The sequence below is a fragment of the Streptomyces panaciradicis genome (assembly GCF_023516615.1).
In the GTDB taxonomy this organism is placed as follows: Bacteria; Actinomycetota; Actinomycetes; order Streptomycetales; family Streptomycetaceae; genus Streptomyces; species Streptomyces panaciradicis.
The window spans coordinates 1-14306 of sequence record NZ_JAMGBF010000034.1 but is presented as its reverse complement, the minus strand read 5'-3'; the positions used below and the strand labels follow the sequence as shown (position 1 = coordinate 14306).

Below are 14306 nucleotides of genomic sequence, written 5' to 3'. Positions count from 1 at the left end.
CTGGGACGAGAAGCTCCCGGCCCCTGTGACACGGCCGGGAGTGACGAGGGTCTCAGGCAGCCGTCTCGACGAGTCGTCGCAGCGCGGCGCGGGCGGGCGGGCCCCAGGCCGGCTTGCCGCCCGGGCGGCCGCGGACTCCGGCCTCCCCGATGAGGGCGCAGGAGAGGGCCTTGAGCACCGCCCAGCCTCGGGCACGGCGGCGCGACGCCGGGTCGGCGGCCGACCGGCAGCCGGCGTGGAAGCGGTCGACGGCACCGTCCGGCAGCAGCAGCCACGCGGCGGCGAGATCGCAGGCCGGGTCGCCCGCGCAGAGGTCGCCGAAGTCGATCACCCCGCACAGGGTGCCGTCGCCGGTGAGGACGTTGGCCGGATGAAGATCGGCGTGAAGCCAGGACGCCGGGCCCTGCCACCCCGGCGCGGCGACGGCGTCCTCCCAGACCGCGCGGACGGCGTCCGGCTCCGGGAGCAGCCCCAGTCCGGTGGCCGACGCGAGCATTCCCGCGAAACCCTCGGCGCTCCCGGACAGCGGGCCACCACGGTCGCGGCCGGACGGCGCGCCGTCCGGGGCGGGCCGGTGCAGAGCGTCCAGGAAGGCGGCCAGGGCGTCGGCGGCCTCCGCGCCCCGCGTGACGGGGGCGCGGTCGGCGGGCGTTCCCGGCACCCAGGTGGTGACGAGCCAGGGCCGCGGGAAGCGCCCGGAGGGCTCGCCGACGCGCTGCGGGACGGGGACCGGCAGGGGCAGCCGCGGGGCGAGCGCGGGAAGCCAGGCGTGCTCCTTGCGCAGCAGCGCGTCGGCGGACTCCGTCGCCCACGGCAGCCGGACGGCGAGGTCGTCGCCGAGCCGCCACAGCTGGTTGTCCCAGCCACGGGCGCCGAACCGCACGGGCAGATCCGCCAGGTCCGGATGCTGATCGGACAGCAGATCCCGGACCAGCTCCGCGGTGATCTCGATCTCGGTGTGCGTCATGCGGGCCCACGGTAGCCGGGCCACGACGCGCCGCTCGAACGGCAACTGCCGTGCGCGGTCACCCCGTTCGCATGAACCACCCGAACGCACTCGCATCCCAAAATCGAACAGGCGTAGCATTGTGTCGTGGCAACGACCTATGACTTTCCGAGTGACCTCCTCGCCGGTCAGGAGGAGCTGCATCAGGTCCGGGCCGAGCTGTCGGCCCTGCTCAAGCGCCTTCCCTGGTCGGTCGAGCCCCTGGACGGATTCAGTGACACCGGCGGCTGGCGCAAGGTGGAGCGCCCCGCCTCCCCCGGCTGGACACCCGACGAACAGGCCGAGGTCGAAAAGCTCCGCCGCCGCGAACACGAACTCGCCGTCTTCGTCACGACCCACCGCTTCTGGACGGAGGTCACGGCCGGCGACCGCGTGGACGCCCGCACGACCCTGAAGCACGCCCACGAGCACTGAACGAGAAGGACCCCGGCCGCAACGGCCGGGGTCCTCACACGGTGGGCGCGGACGGTTTCGAACCGCCGACATCCTGCTTGTAAGGCAGGCGCTCTACCCCTGAGCTACGCACCCGAGACGAGTCGACAGCCTACCTTGCCCGAGGCAGTGCCCCGCAAACCCGTATCGGCCGCCAGTTCGACACGGGGGTTAACCCCACCCCCCGTCCGCCGGTGGGCCGGATTTCGGGTGGGGGCTTGGTCGCCTAGCGTCGAGGGGTCTTCGTGGGGTCGGTTCAGGGGGAGTTCTCGATGGTCAGCCGAAGTCATGTCGCCCGGGTGGCGCTCGCCGCCGTCGCCGTCGTGCTCGTCGGGGGGACCAGTGCCTGTGGGGCGTCGGCGGGGGACGACAGGCATCCCGATCACCGGACGTTCGCGCTGGGCGGGCGGACGCTGACCGTGGACTCCGACGACTCGGCGCTGGAGATCGTCGCCGCGGACGGGAACGCGGCCGGGAAGGTGGAGGTGACCCGGTGGTTCCAGGGGAAGGTCGCCTTCGGCGGGGGCCCGAAGGTGACGTGGTCGATGCGGGGCGACCGGCTGGTGCTGCGGGTGAAGTGCTCGGGCGTCGTCGCGGACTGCTCGGCCAGGCACCGGATCGAGGTGCCGCGCGGGGTGGCGGTGAAGGTCGTGCACGGGGACGGGAGCGTGCGTGCGCGGGGTTTCCGGGACGCGCTGAGCATCCACACCGGTGACGGCTCCGTGCGGGTCGGCGACTCCACCGGTCCGCTGGAGCTGCGCACCGGTGACGGGTCGGTGCGCGCCGAGGTCGACTCGCGCACGGTGCGGGCGGCGTCCGGCGACGGGTCGGTGCACCTGGAGTTCGGCGTCGTACCGGACCTGGTGGACTCGCGCAGCGGCGACGGCTCGGTCACGGTCGCGGTGCCGAAGGCGGCGTACCGGGTGAGGGCGCGGACGGGCGACGGGTCGGTGGAGGTGTCGGTGCCCCGTGACGACTCCAGTGCGCATGTCGTCGCGGCCCGTTCCGACGACGGGAAAGTGACCGTGCGCACGGCGAACTGACCGGCCCGTGTGTTCGTCCTCTACGGGTGGGAGAATGAGATCGGGCACCCGCCAGGACGGATGACAGCACGGGAGAGGGATGTGACGGCGACACCTTCGCAGCCGTACTCGCCGTCGGTGCCGCGCGCACACCGCCACCGCCACGCGTTCGCGGACACCCTCGCCCTGCTCGCCCTGCCGCTCGTGGCCGCGCTCGCGCTGCCCGCGGCGTTCGCCGGCGGGGGCACCCGGCGCTGGTTCGGCGGGCGGGCGGAGTCGCAGCGGGCGGAGGCGCAGGCGGCCAAGGACGCCGCGGCGGCCGCGTTCTACGAGCTGGACACCGCCCAGCGGGATCTGCGGATCTCGATCGAGACGATCACGGCGGTGGACTCCACGCCGGCCGCGCGCCGGGCCGTGTCCGACTTCGAGGCGCTGGGCCGCCGTATCGACGAGGCGAGTCAGCGGTACATCAGCGCGGTCGACGCCCATGATCTGGACCGTGACGACCTGGAGGCGTCGGTCGCGGCGCAGGCGCGTACCGAGCTGACCCGGGCCAAGGACGAGCTGGCGAACGTCAAGCGGGAGCTGGACCGTTTCACCGAGGGTCTGGGGCCGTTGCTGGGCAAGGCGGAGACGCAGCTCGCGCGGCTGGCCCCGGCGGTGGAGCGGGCCCGTCAGGGTCTGCTGGCCGCGTCCAATGCCCTTGACGCGGTGCGGGGTTCGGGGCTGAAGGCGGACGATCTGGCCGCCCGGCTGGCGGCCCTCGCGCCGGAGCTGACCAAGCTGAACCAGGGTGCGGGGCAGCACGGTGTGCCGCAGACGCTGGAGCGGGCCGAGCGGGTGGCGCGGGAGGCCGAGGCGGTCCGGGTGGAGGCCGAGCGGCTGCCGGAGAAGGCGGCCGAGATCGACCACCGGCTGGTCTCCCTGCGGACCCGCGCGGAGGCGCTGACGACCCGTGCCGGCCAGGTGGAGCCGGTGCTGAGCGAGCTGCGGCGGCGTTTCTCGGCGGCCTGCTGGCAGGATCTGCAGCAGGTGCCCGAGCACGCGGTGGAGAACGTCCGGCAGGCGGAGACGAAGCTGAAGGAGGCGCAGGCGGCCCGTGACGCCCAGCGCTGGCCGGACGCGACGGCGCTGCTGTCGACGGTGCGGGCGCTGCTGAACACGACGGACGAGTCGGTGTCGGCGGCCCGGGACCGGCTGCAGCGGCTGAACGCGGTGCAGAAGGATCCTCAAGCGGAGGTGGAGCGGACGCGGTTCGCGATCCGGGACGCGCAGCGGCTGGCGATGTCGGGGCGGTCGACGCCCGATCCGCGGCACGCGCGGCCGCTGGACGACTCGGTGGCGCGTCTGGACCGGGCGATCGCCTCGCTGCAGGGCCGGCATCCCGACTACTGGCACTTCCTCACGGAGACGGAGGCGGTGCGCCGTACGGCGGCGAGGGTGGTCGCGCAGATCCGCGAGGAACGCGGTACCGCGTCCTAGCGGAGGGCTGCGTGCCGGGCGCCCGGCTTGCCGGGTGTTCCGGCTACTTCACGACCGTCGTCCAGTCCGGGGACTGTGCGGGGTCCAGTGCGCGCAGGGCGGCGAGGGTTTCGGGCTTCTGCACGTCGAGCCAGTCGGCGAGTTCCTTGAAGGAGACGCACTTGACGCCCTTCTTCTTGCAGACGTTCTTGATGACCTGGTCGACGGCCTTCATGTAGATGCCGCCGTTCCAGTCCTCGAAGTGGTTGCCGATGAACAGCGGGGCGCGGCTGCCGTAGTAGACACGGTTGAAGCCGTCCATGTAGGAGGCGACGGTCTGCTGTTCCCAGGTGGGGTAGTCGGCGGGGTTGCCGTCGGTCTCGCCGCCCGACTGGTTGTAGAGGAAGTTGAAGTCCATGGACAGGCCCTGGTAGTCGGCGCCCTGGTACGGCAGGAGCTGGAGGGGAAAGTCCCAGATGCCGTTGTTCTTGGTGGGCCATATCTGGAAGCCGCCGGGCGAGGAGGCGTCGTAGCGGTAGCCGTACTTCTTGATGACCTTCAGGAGGTTCTTCTGGCCTTCCAGGCACGGGGCGCGGCCGCCGACGACCTCCTTTTTGAAGTCGAAGGGCAGGGCGGGGATGTCCTTGAAGCCGGTGTTGGTCTTCCACTTCTCGACGAGCGAGTAGAACTGGTCGATCTCCTGCTTCCACTCGTCGGTGGTCCAGTACTTGCCGCTGGTCTTGCTGTCGCAGAAGTGGCCGTTGAAGTGGGTGCCGATCTCGTTGCCCTCGTTGTAGGCGAGGCGGAGCTGCTCCAGGGTGGTGCGGACGTGTTCGTCGGTGGGGTAGTCGATGGCCGCGGCTCCGGGCTTGTGCAGCGGCGGTTCGTAGAGGGTCTTCTTCTCCTTGGGCAGCAGGTAGATGCCGGTGAGGAAGAAGGTCATGTGGGCGTCGTACTGCTCGGCCAGCTCGCGGTAGTGGGAGAAGAGGTGGTCGCTGCCCTCCAGGGCGCCGTCCCAGGAGAAGACGACGAACTGGGGCGGCTTCTCCCCGGGCTTGAGCGGGACGGGCTTGAGCTGGCCGCTCTGCGGTCCGGTGTAGGAGGTGGAGCCGTCGCCGAGGACCTTGGTCTTGCCGTCCCAGGAGGGTTCGGCCTTCGGCCTGGCCTTCGCGGAGCGCTGCGAGGAGGCGGCGGGCTGCGGGTGGTCCTGACGGGTGAGCGCGAGGGCGCCCGCGACCAGGGAGGCCACCACGAGGAAGGCGGCGAGGGTGAGGACCTCGGGGCGGGCGGGGCGGCGCGGGGCGCGCTCTTTGCGTCGGCGGCCCTTGGCTTTTGCTCCTTGCACGGTGCGGCTCATGCGGTGCTCATTCTGCTGGGGAGTGGCGGTGGTACGGGCTTCGGTGATCAGTCGAAGCCCATGGCACCGGACCACACGGCGAAGGGGACGCTGCCGGTGGGTCTGCCGGCGATGCCCTTGAGCGGGAGCGGCTCCAGGGACTTGGTGAGGTCCATGCGGTAGACGACGACGGCGGTGGACAGGGTGTCGGTGTTGCCTGTGTACCAGGCCGCCTTGTCGTCGGAGGCGATTCCGGCCATGCCGCCCGCCCGGACCGCGGGGACGGTGGGGTGGGTGCGCAGCAGGGAGCTGGTCAGCGCGGCGGAGACGTCCTTGGCGACTTCGGCGCCGATCGCGCGGTGGGCGGTGGGCGTGGCGAGGGGGACCCTGGAGCCGTTCTTGGTGATGCGGCGGACGGAGTACGGCTCGGTGTGCATGCCGTCGGCGGCGAAGGTGGCGTATCCGCTGGCCATGCGGATGGCGCTGGGCGTGGAGCTGCCCGTGGCCAGCGCGGGCACCTGGGCGCCGAGGCTGGAGGAGAGCAGTCCGGCGGCCACGGCGGTCTGGCGCACCTTGTCCAGGCCGGTGTCCATGCCGAGTTGGGTGAAGGGCGCGTTCACGCCCTGGGCGAGGGCGTTGCCGAGGGAGATCTGGCCGTAGGACTTGCCGTCGTCGTTGTGGGCGAGGACGCGTTTGCCGCTGCGGTCCCAGTACGGCCCCTCGGGCGTGGTGACGACGGCGCCGTCGTCGCCGTCGTAGACGGTCTCCGGGCTGACGGTCGTGGTCGGTCCGGTGCGGGTCTTGCGGATGCCGTGTTCCAGGCCGGCGGCGTAGACGAAGGGCACGAACGCCGAACCGGCGGGGACGGTGGTGGCGTTGGACTCGTTGTAGCCCTGCGTACGGTGGTCGGGGCCGCCGTAGACGGCCAGTATCCGTCCGTCGGTGGCGACGGAGGCGGCGCCGTAGTGGACGGTCTTGGCGGCCTTGGGGTCCTGCTTCTTCGCCTCCTTGCGGGCCTTGGTGACGGCGTCGGTGAGCCGGGTCTCCCGCTTGCGGTCGAAGGTGGTGTAGATCTGGTAGCCGCCGAGGTCGAACTGCTTGTCCGAGATGTTCGCGGACTTCTTGGCGTACTGCTGGGCGAGTTCGACGAGGTAGTCGCTCTGCTTGCCGGTGTCGTAGACGCGGGCGGTCTTGAGGGGTTCGGGGAACGTCTTGTACGTGGCGCGTTCGGCCGGGGACAGCTTGCCGATCTTGACCATGCGGTCGAGGATCCACGACCAGCGCTCCACGGCCCGCTTGTGGTTGGCCGGGGAGAGGGTGGGGTCGTAGAGGCCGGCGCCCTTGAGCAGCGAGGCGAGGAAGGCGCCCTGGCTGGCGTTGAGGTGGGAGACGTCGGTGCCGTAGTACGCCTGGGCGGCGCGCTGGATGCCGTAGGTGCCGCGGCCGAACCAGCTGGTGTTGAGGTAGCCCTCGAGGATCTGGTCCTTGCTCATGCGGTTGTCGAGCTTGAGGGCGATCATCGCCTCGGTGAACTTGCGGCTGACGGTCTGGTTCTGCGTCAGGTACACGTTCTTGACGTACTGCTGGGTGATGGTGGAGCCGCCCTCGGTGTCGCCCTTGCCGATGGTGCGGTAGAGGGCGCGGGTGATGCCCTTGAGGGAGATGCCGGGGTCGGAGTAGAAGCTCTCGTTCTCGGCGGCGAGCACGGCCCAGCGGACGTCCTCGGGTATGTCCTTCAGCGGCATGGCCTGCCGGCGCACCCAGCCGGTGCGGGCCATGGGGGTGCCGTCGGACCAGTAGAAGACGTTGTCCTGCTGGGTGGCGTAGGAGTTGAGGTTCTTGGGTATGTCCGTGGCGGCGTAGGCGATGACCAGGAAGAGGCTGGTCAGGCCGATGGCTCCGAGGAAGCCGCCGAGCCACTGGCGCCAGGAGGGCAGCCAGCGCTGCCAGCCCATGCGGCCGGGGCGGGGGTAGGCGGGGCGCAGCCGGCGCAGGAAGGGCAGGGCGGGCTGGAGGCGCTCGCCCAGTTCCGTCCAGGGGGTGCTTTTGGGCGCGGCTCGGCGGCGGCGCGGCCGACGGTGGTCACCCGGCCGGCCACTGTGCTGCGCTGTCCCGGTCACGGGCGAAAAATATCAATGATCTTCGCATCTTCTCCACATGCGATTGTGTTAATAACGAGCACATATCGACCACAGGGGCACATGGTGGACTTGAGAGTTGAGTCACACCCGGGATATGGAACCAGCTGGAACCAGCGCTAACCTTTCGGCATGCCCCGCTATGACTACCGCTGCCGCACCTGCGGCGACACCTTCGAAGTCAGCCGGCCGATGGCCCGCTCCTCCGACCCCGCCGCCTGTCCCGCGGGCCACGACGACACGGTGAAGCTGCTGTCGACCGTGGCCGTGGGCGGGACGGCGTCGGCACCGGCGTCCAAGGGCGCCGGCGGCGGGGGCGGATGCTGCGGCGGAGGGTGCTGCGGCTAGCCGCCCCCAGGCGCGGTGCGCCGCTCAGGACTCCGCACCGCGCGTCGCCCTCAGGAACTCCCGCAGGATGCGCTCCCCCGCCAGGACGCCGCGTTCGGGCAGTGCCGCGATCTGCGGGGCCGTCCACGCCGCCTCCGCGAGTTCGCCGTGGCCCGGGCGCCAGCCCCGGTCCGCCGCGAGCAGCAGGTCGGCGTCCAGCAGGGAGTCGCCCGCGGCCAGCGTCAGCTCCGCGCCGGTGCGCCGGGCGACCTCGCGCATCGCCGCGCTCTTCGTCAGCGGCTTGGGGACGGCGTAGATCTTCCGCCCCTGCAACGACACCGTCCAGCCGCGGTTCTCCGCCCAGACCGCGAGGTCCTTGACCCACTCCTCCGGCAGCAGCTCGCGCTCGACGACCAGGTAGGCGAAGAGGTCCTCCGCGACGCGGTGCTTGCGCACCCAGAGCGGGTCGGCACTGACCAGCAGGTGCTCGCGCACCTCGTCCAGCGGCGCGCACTCGTCCGCGAGCCGGGCCGTGACGCGGGCGTGCCAGTCCAGGTCGGACACGCCGTCCACCATCAGGTGGCCGCCGTTGGCGCAGATCGCGTACTTCGGCGCCGGGCCCGGCAGGTTGATGCGCAGGTACTGCTTGCGGGTCCGGGTCGTCGTCGGCACGAACACCGCCGCGTCCCCGAGGTCGGTCAGCAGCGCGGCCGCCGTCTCCGTCATGAACGACAGCGGTCTACTCTCGTGCACCTCCACGCACAGCAGCCGGGGCGCCCGTGCGTCCGGCATGGTCAGCGCGAGGGCCGCCGGGGAGTAGATCAGCGTACGGTCGAGGTCGCTCGCCACCAGCACCGGCATCAGACGTTCACCGCCTTGCCGTCGGCGCCCGTCGCACCACGGGTGAAGCGGGGGTGGATCAACCCCACGCAGGTGTACGGCAGTTCGCCGACCTCCTCGACGGGAACCCCCCGCTGCCCGGCCAGCAGCCGTACGTGGTCCAGGTCGGCGCCCGCCCCGGCCCGCGCCAGGATCTTCCACGGCACCCGGCGCAGCAGCACCCGCGTGGTCTCGCCGACGCCGGGCTTGACGAGGTTCACGTCGTGGATGCCGTACTCCTCGCTGATCCGCTCCACGGCCGCCCAGCCCTCCCAGGTCGGCGCGCGGTCGGCGGACAGCAGTTCCTTCGCCTGGGCGTCGACGGCCTCCGTGACCTCGGGGAAGCAGGCGGAGACGGCGTCGAGGAAGTCCACGGAGACGTCCGCGCCGGCGAGTTCGCGGTAGAACTTGGCGCCGTGGAAGTCGTGCGGGCCGACCAGGTCGGCGCGCAGGACCGTGCGGGAGATCAGGCCGGAGACGGTCGAGTTGAGGCAGGCGGAGGGGATCAGGAAGTCTTCCCGGGTGCCGTACGTCCGTACGCACGAGCCCGGGTCGGCGAGCACCGCGATCTCCGGGTCGAAGCCGGTGATGCCGTCGGACGCCTCGAACTCCTCGATGGCGTCGGCGAGTTCGCGGGTGATGGCGCCCTTGCCGGTCCAGCCGTCGACGAACACGACGTCGGCGGGGTCGTGGTGGGCGGCCAGCCAGCGCAGGGCGTTGGCGTCGATGCCTCGGCCGCGGACGATCGAGACGGCGTAGTGCGGCAGGTCGAGGCCGTGCCGGAACTGCGCCCAGCGGCGCATCAGCACACCGACGGGGGTGCCGGCGCGGGCGAGCGAGACGAGGACCGGGCGGGGTGAGCGTTCGGCGAGCACGAGCTCGGTGACGGCGCCGACGGCCTGCGCGATCCGGGTGGCGGCCGACTCCAGCGCCGCGTGGAACAGCTCCTGGTACTGCTCGCTGGGCTGGTACTCGACCGGCAGCGACTCCGCGTAGTGCGCGCCACCGCTCTGAATGGCCTCCTCCCGCTCCTCGGTCGGCGCCTCCAGCGTCACCTCCGAGAGGTCCTGCAGCAGCCAGCCGACCTCCTCGGGGGCGTACGAGGAGAAGGCGGGGCCGCGGAGGGGCTCGGGCAGCATGGAGGGCCTTTCGGGGACGTACGAGGGCACGACCGCGAGCAGTACGTGCGGGGTGTGGGCGGCGAGCTGGGCCAGCAGACCGTCGGGAGCGTGCAGTGCGGGGGTGTCCGCGGCCGAGTCGACCACGGCGACGACCGCGTCGAAGCCGGCGCCGGCGACGTTGTAGGCGTAGCGCTCGCCGGGGCCGTCGGCCGGGTCGTCGTGGGCGGGGAAGGTGATCCGGCTGCGTATCGCGTAACCGGGGTCGTCGACGGCGAGGACGGGTGAGCGGGTGGTGGTGGAGTAGCGGACCTCGACGCCCTGGGCGACCTGTTCCAGCTCGCGGGCCAGGCGCAGGGGGGCGTACATCAGCTCCTCGAACCCGAGGACGTGCACGCGCCGGGCGCCGGGTGGGAGTGCCTCTGCGAGGCGGGCGGCCATGGCGGGGAGTGCGGCGTCGAGCCGGGTCCGGTGGGCGGGCGTGAACCCGTGCCGGCCGCCGTCGGGGAGGTCACGGGGCCACAAGAGGTCCACTCGGTTGACGGCCGGGTGCGGGTGGGTGGGGGCTGGTCGCGCAGTTCCCCGCGCCCCTTCACGGCGTTCAGCGGGGCGCCCCTCAAGGGGCGCGGGGAACTGCGCGACCAGCCCCGACGCGCCCGCAGTCGACGTAATACCCCCCGCCGTACCCCCAGCCGCACCCTCCGCCTCGTACCGCGCGACAAGGGCCTGCCCCTTCTCCAGCACCCCCTCCGGCAACCGCACCGTCCCCGACGCCGCCGCCACCAGGTCCACCCTGGCGCCTATCTCCGCGGCGAACGCCTCCAGCCGCCCCGCGTCCGCCGCCGACCGCATGTCGACCAGGGCGACCACGACGTACCGGAGCCGCGGGTACCGGGCATGCAGATCCCGCACGGTGTTGAGCACCGTGTTGCCGGTGGAGAACTCGTCGTCGACCAGGACCAGGGGGCCGTCCCCCGCCAGCAGCGCGGGGTCCTCCGGCAGGAGGAGGTGCGAGGTGGCGTGGGAGTGGGACTCCTCGAAGCCGCCCGCCGCCGCCACGCCCGCCACCGGTCGGCGGGTGGAGTGCAGGTAGGGGGCGGAGCCGATGCCGTCCGCCACGGAGTGGCCCAGCCCCGTCGCCGTCTCCGCGTACCCGAGGACCACCGCCTCGCCCGCCTCCTCGGCGCCCAGCAGCTCCCGCACCCGGCGCCCGAGGGCGAATCCGTAGCCGTACACCACCGAGGGCGACTGCGGTACGTGCTTGCCGAGCACGTTGGAGACGAGCAGATGGGCCCGCTTGGGGTTGCGGCGCAGCGCCAGCCCCAGCAGCCCGGTGAGCTCGTCGTCGCCCATGAGTTCGACCCCGAGCCGCTCGGCGACCCAGGTCCCGGACCACTGCCCGTCGTTCACTGCGTTGATCATGATTCCCTGGTCGGTGAGGTTCAGCCGGGTATGCCGGCGGCGAGCAGATCCACGAAACTGACGTCCTCGCGCGCGACGCCGAAGACCTCGGCCCGCAGCATGGTCCGCTCGGCCCAGGCGCGGTGCGGCTTCACCTCGTTCATCTTGTTCGTGTACGACGACCTGAGCACTCCCCCGCCGCCCCGCTCGGGCCGCAGGATGTCCGCGGCGTCGCTGAACTCCTCGTGGCTGACCACGGACAGCGCGTGCACCGGCAGGACATGGGTGGGGTGGATGCAGGTCTTGCCCAGCAGGCCGTTGGCCTGGTCGAGCGAGATCTCCCGCAGCAGACCGTCCATGGCGTGCTCGATCAGTCTCTCGCGCAGTTCGACGGCCTGCCCCTCCAGAAAGGGGCTGGTGCGCAGCAGCGGCTTGAACATGCGCTCCGGGACGCGGAAGTACTCCCACACCGGCCCGGTCACGGTGAACCCGGTGCCGTCGGCCCGGCCGAGCATGTTGACCACGTCGGCGATCACGGAGGCGATGATCTGGACGTCGTAGGCGGTCATGTCGGGGGCCCGGCGCAGGCCGTAGGAGGAGCAGAAGTCGGTCACGCCCAGGCGCAGCGCGAGGACGCGGTCGCGGTACTTCTCCACGGAGCGGGCGATGCTCTCCAGGGCGTCCACGCGCGTCTCGCGGTACATCAGCTCCGGCGTCTCCAGCACCGGCATGCCGAACAGCCGCCGCCCGCTCGCGGCCTCGGCGCCGGCGAGGGCCTCCAGGAAGGGGATGCCGCGCTCCTCGGTGAACTTCGGGAAGACGAACCCGGACAGCAGCCGGACCGTCGCACCGAGGCGCCGCACCAGGTCGGCGATCTGCTCCGGCGTGCGCACCCGGATGAACAGCAGCGGCAGGCCGGCGCCCGCGGCGGCCCGCGCGTCCAGCTCGGCGAACTGGCGTACGAGATTCTCCTCGCCCGCCACCACGTCCGCGTCGTCGATGGAGTCCTCCAGGCACAGCACCATGGAGACCACGCCGAGGCCCGCCTGCTTGACGATGTCGTCGGCGAGCCGCGGGCGGGTGGCCGGGCTGTACAGCGTGGCGCCGAGGGCCGCGGAGAGCGTGCGGGCCGGGGAGTCCGTGTCGAACTCGCACGGCTCCTGGTGGAAGAGGCGCCCGCGCACCTCCGGGGCGATGTGCCCGAAATGACGCATGGAACTCCCCCGTGACGCCGGACAAGGATGTGGATTGGGTAAACAGGTGGCCGGTAATAGTACGTACAAACCCGTGTCAGGGGTTCCCGTGGAGCATGAACTTCTGGTAACTCGGCCATGTCGACGGCGATTTTGCACATGACCGGCACGCCCCGCGGGGACCCGCACCCCGCGTTGTCGTGACCAGGACCGAGAGGGCAGGATGACCGCATGACGCACGCGATGCTGAAGGGGTCGAACGTCCCGCTCGAGACCACCACGGTGCGGGCGGTGCTGCGCTGGACGCCCGGGCAGGGGGTCCCGGACGTCGACGCCTCGGCGCTGCTCCTCGGTCCCGACGGTCGTGTGCGCTCCGACGAGGACTTCGTCTTCTACAACCAGCCCCGGCACCCCTCCGGGAAGATCTGGTGGCTCGGCAAGAAGCGGCTCGCCGACGGCCCCACCGACACGATCCAGACAGATCTCGCCGGAGTCGAGAGCGATGTCAGCCGGATTCTTCTGGTCGCATCGGCGGAGGACGTCCCCTTCGGCCGCGTCCCGGGGCTGCGCATCCTGCTGTACGACGCCCGGACCGCCGACGGCGAGCCGCTGATCTCCTTCGACATCAAGCCCGAGACGGGCGGTGAGACGGCCCTGATCTGCGGCGAGCTCTACCGCCGCGACGACACGTGGAAGTTCCGCGCCCTCGGTGAGGGCTACGCGGACGGCCTGAAGGGCCTGGCCACGGACTACGGCATCTCGGTCGACGAGTCGGAGCCGGAGACCGCGCAGCCCCAGCCGGCGGCCACCTCCCCCGCCCAGCCGCTGCCTCCGGAGCAGCCCACGGCGGTCCCGTCCCAGCCGGCCTACGGCTATCCGCAGCCGGCTCCCGCGACCCAGCCGGCGTACGGCTACCCGCAGCCCGCGCCGGCGACGGCGGGCGCGCAGACCGGCTACGGCTATCCGCCCCAGGTCACCACGCTCCCGAACCCGGACTTCCGGCTCCCGCCGCAGGGCCCGCAGTTCATCGGGCGGTAGGCGGAACGCCACCGGGGGCGCTCAGCGCTCGGCCTTCGCCTTGTAGCCGCGCCCCCACTGCAGGCCCCACCCGTACAGGCGGTCCAGCTCGGCCTGGAACCCGTAGACGAACTTCACCTCGCGCCGGACGACGAGCTCGCCCTTGACGTTCTCGATCATCACCACCGCGCACGAGCGGGCCTGCGGGTGGCGCTCGTCGAGGTGGATCTCGATGCGGGGCCCGTTGCTCGGGTAGAGCGTGACGATCGCGTGCGTGCGGTCGAACGCCGGGGTCTGGTCGTAGATGTACACGAACACCAGCAGCCGCTTGAGGGCGTCCCGGTGGTCGAGGTTGATGTACATGTCCTCGCCGGAGCCCGACCCGAACCGGTCGTCGCCGCTGAGCTTGACGTACGGGGGGGCGTTGACGTCGCCGAGGTAGCCGCCGAGGGGCTGGACGACCCCCTTGGCGCCGTCGGTCAGCTCGTACAGGCAGCCCAGGTCGAGGTCGACGTTGACCATGCTCTGGCTGTGGCCCATGACCTCCGGCGGCTTGAGCGCCTTGAAGGGGTGCCGCAGCAGGGACTCCCGCTGCGAGCCGCCTATGTCGGAGGTGCGCATCCGCCAGCTCAGGTTGACCCGCAGATGCCCGGTCGCCGCTCCCTGCTTGGTGAGGGAGACCTGGTGGTGCCGTTTGGTCAGCTCGATGGAGTTCGTGGCCGCGCTGCCGGAGTCGAAGTCCGCCGTGCGCGATCCCAGCAGGCCGTCGAAGAATCCCATTCCGCCCCCACGTCTCCCCTGGAACGACCGGCCGCACCGAGGCCGGCCGACATGACCGACGGGGCGGCCGGCAACCGGCCGCCCCGCTGAAAGCGTTCCTCGCCCGAGGGCGCGTCACACTCCGGACGAGACCTCAGTCTTGTCGTCCGAGCCCTCGGCTTTTCCCTCCGCTTCCGCGAGTGCGCGGTTGCGGCGG

Annotated in this window: 12 protein-coding genes and 1 tRNA gene; 5 read left to right on the top strand and 8 right to left on the bottom strand. The window is 71.6% G+C overall.

The features are described 5' to 3' along the window. Positions 1-52: 52 nt before the first annotated feature. Positions 53-967 (bottom strand): aminoglycoside phosphotransferase family protein, encoded by a 915-nt coding sequence (locus M8J74_RS13905; protein ID WP_249836685.1) that lies wholly within the window; start codon positions 965-967, stop codon positions 53-55. Positions 968-1093: 126 nt separating this feature from the next. Between M8J74_RS13905 and M8J74_RS13900 the strand changes: the two genes are divergently transcribed. Further along, positions 1094-1420, top strand: a complete 327-nt coding sequence (locus tag M8J74_RS13900) for a DUF8825 domain-containing protein (RefSeq protein WP_249836684.1) — start codon at positions 1094-1096, stop codon at positions 1418-1420. Positions 1421-1462: 42 nt separating this feature from the next. Here M8J74_RS13900 and M8J74_RS13895 read toward each other — a convergent pair. Further along, a tRNA-Val gene (locus M8J74_RS13895) sits at positions 1463-1534 on the bottom strand. Between the two features lie 176 nt (positions 1535-1710). Here M8J74_RS13895 and M8J74_RS13890 point away from each other — a divergent pair. Together M8J74_RS13890 and M8J74_RS13885 are read left to right on the top strand one after the other, a co-directional pair. Then, complete coding sequence (locus M8J74_RS13890) at positions 1711-2481, top strand: DUF4097 family beta strand repeat-containing protein (protein WP_249836683.1); 771 nt, start codon at positions 1711-1713, stop codon at positions 2479-2481. Between the two features lie 81 nt (positions 2482-2562). Then, entirely contained in the window at positions 2563-3942 is a 1380-nt protein-coding gene (locus tag M8J74_RS13885) for a coiled-coil domain-containing protein (protein WP_249836682.1), read from the top strand. Between the two features lie 43 nt (positions 3943-3985). Here the strand turns inward: M8J74_RS13885 and M8J74_RS13880 are convergent, their stop codons facing one another. Both M8J74_RS13880 and M8J74_RS13875 read right to left on the bottom strand, forming a co-directional pair. Beyond that, positions 3986-5278 (bottom strand): polysaccharide deacetylase family protein, encoded by a 1293-nt coding sequence (locus M8J74_RS13880; RefSeq protein WP_249836681.1) that lies wholly within the window; start codon positions 5276-5278, stop codon positions 3986-3988. 47 nt (positions 5279-5325) lie between these two features. After that, a complete protein-coding gene (locus tag M8J74_RS13875) occupies positions 5326-7377 on the bottom strand; it encodes a transglycosylase domain-containing protein (protein WP_372500174.1) in 2052 nt (683 codons plus the stop codon). 150 nt (positions 7378-7527) lie between these two features. Here M8J74_RS13875 and M8J74_RS13870 point away from each other — a divergent pair, with 150 nt between their 5' ends. Continuing rightward, the gene (locus M8J74_RS13870) at positions 7528-7743 is read left to right on the top strand and encodes an FmdB family zinc ribbon protein (protein WP_058925552.1); all 216 of its coding nucleotides are present in this window, start codon (positions 7528-7530) and stop codon (positions 7741-7743) included. A gap of 24 nt (positions 7744-7767) precedes the next feature. On the opposite strand, the gene M8J74_RS13865 is transcribed toward M8J74_RS13870, so the two are convergent. From M8J74_RS13865 to M8J74_RS13855, 3 genes are read right to left on the bottom strand one after another with little or no spacing between them, the layout of a single operon-like run. Beyond that, on the bottom strand, positions 7768-8583 hold the full coding sequence (locus M8J74_RS13865) for an HAD family hydrolase (protein ID WP_249836680.1): 816 nt from the start codon (positions 8581-8583) through the stop codon (positions 7768-7770). Next, positions 8583-11141 carry a phosphoribosyltransferase gene (locus M8J74_RS13860; protein ID WP_249836679.1) on the bottom strand — a complete coding sequence of 853 codons (2559 nt, stop codon included), beginning with the start codon at positions 11139-11141 and terminating at the stop codon, positions 8583-8585. The genes M8J74_RS13865 and M8J74_RS13860 overlap by 1 nt, the downstream gene beginning before the upstream one ends. A 20-nt stretch (positions 11142-11161) precedes the next feature. Then, entirely contained in the window at positions 11162-12334 is a 1173-nt protein-coding gene (locus tag M8J74_RS13855; RefSeq protein WP_249836678.1) for an HpcH/HpaI aldolase/citrate lyase family protein, read from the bottom strand. 210 nt (positions 12335-12544) lie between these two features. Here M8J74_RS13855 and M8J74_RS13850 point away from each other — a divergent pair, with 210 nt between their 5' ends. Next, entirely contained in the window at positions 12545-13351 is an 807-nt protein-coding gene (locus M8J74_RS13850; RefSeq protein ID WP_249836677.1) for a TerD family protein, read from the top strand. Between the two features lie 21 nt (positions 13352-13372). Here M8J74_RS13850 and M8J74_RS13845 read toward each other — a convergent pair whose 3' ends face one another. Next, a complete protein-coding gene (locus tag M8J74_RS13845) occupies positions 13373-14110 on the bottom strand; it encodes a TerD family protein (RefSeq protein WP_249836676.1) in 738 nt (245 codons plus the stop codon). Positions 14111-14306: the final 196 nt, after the last annotated feature.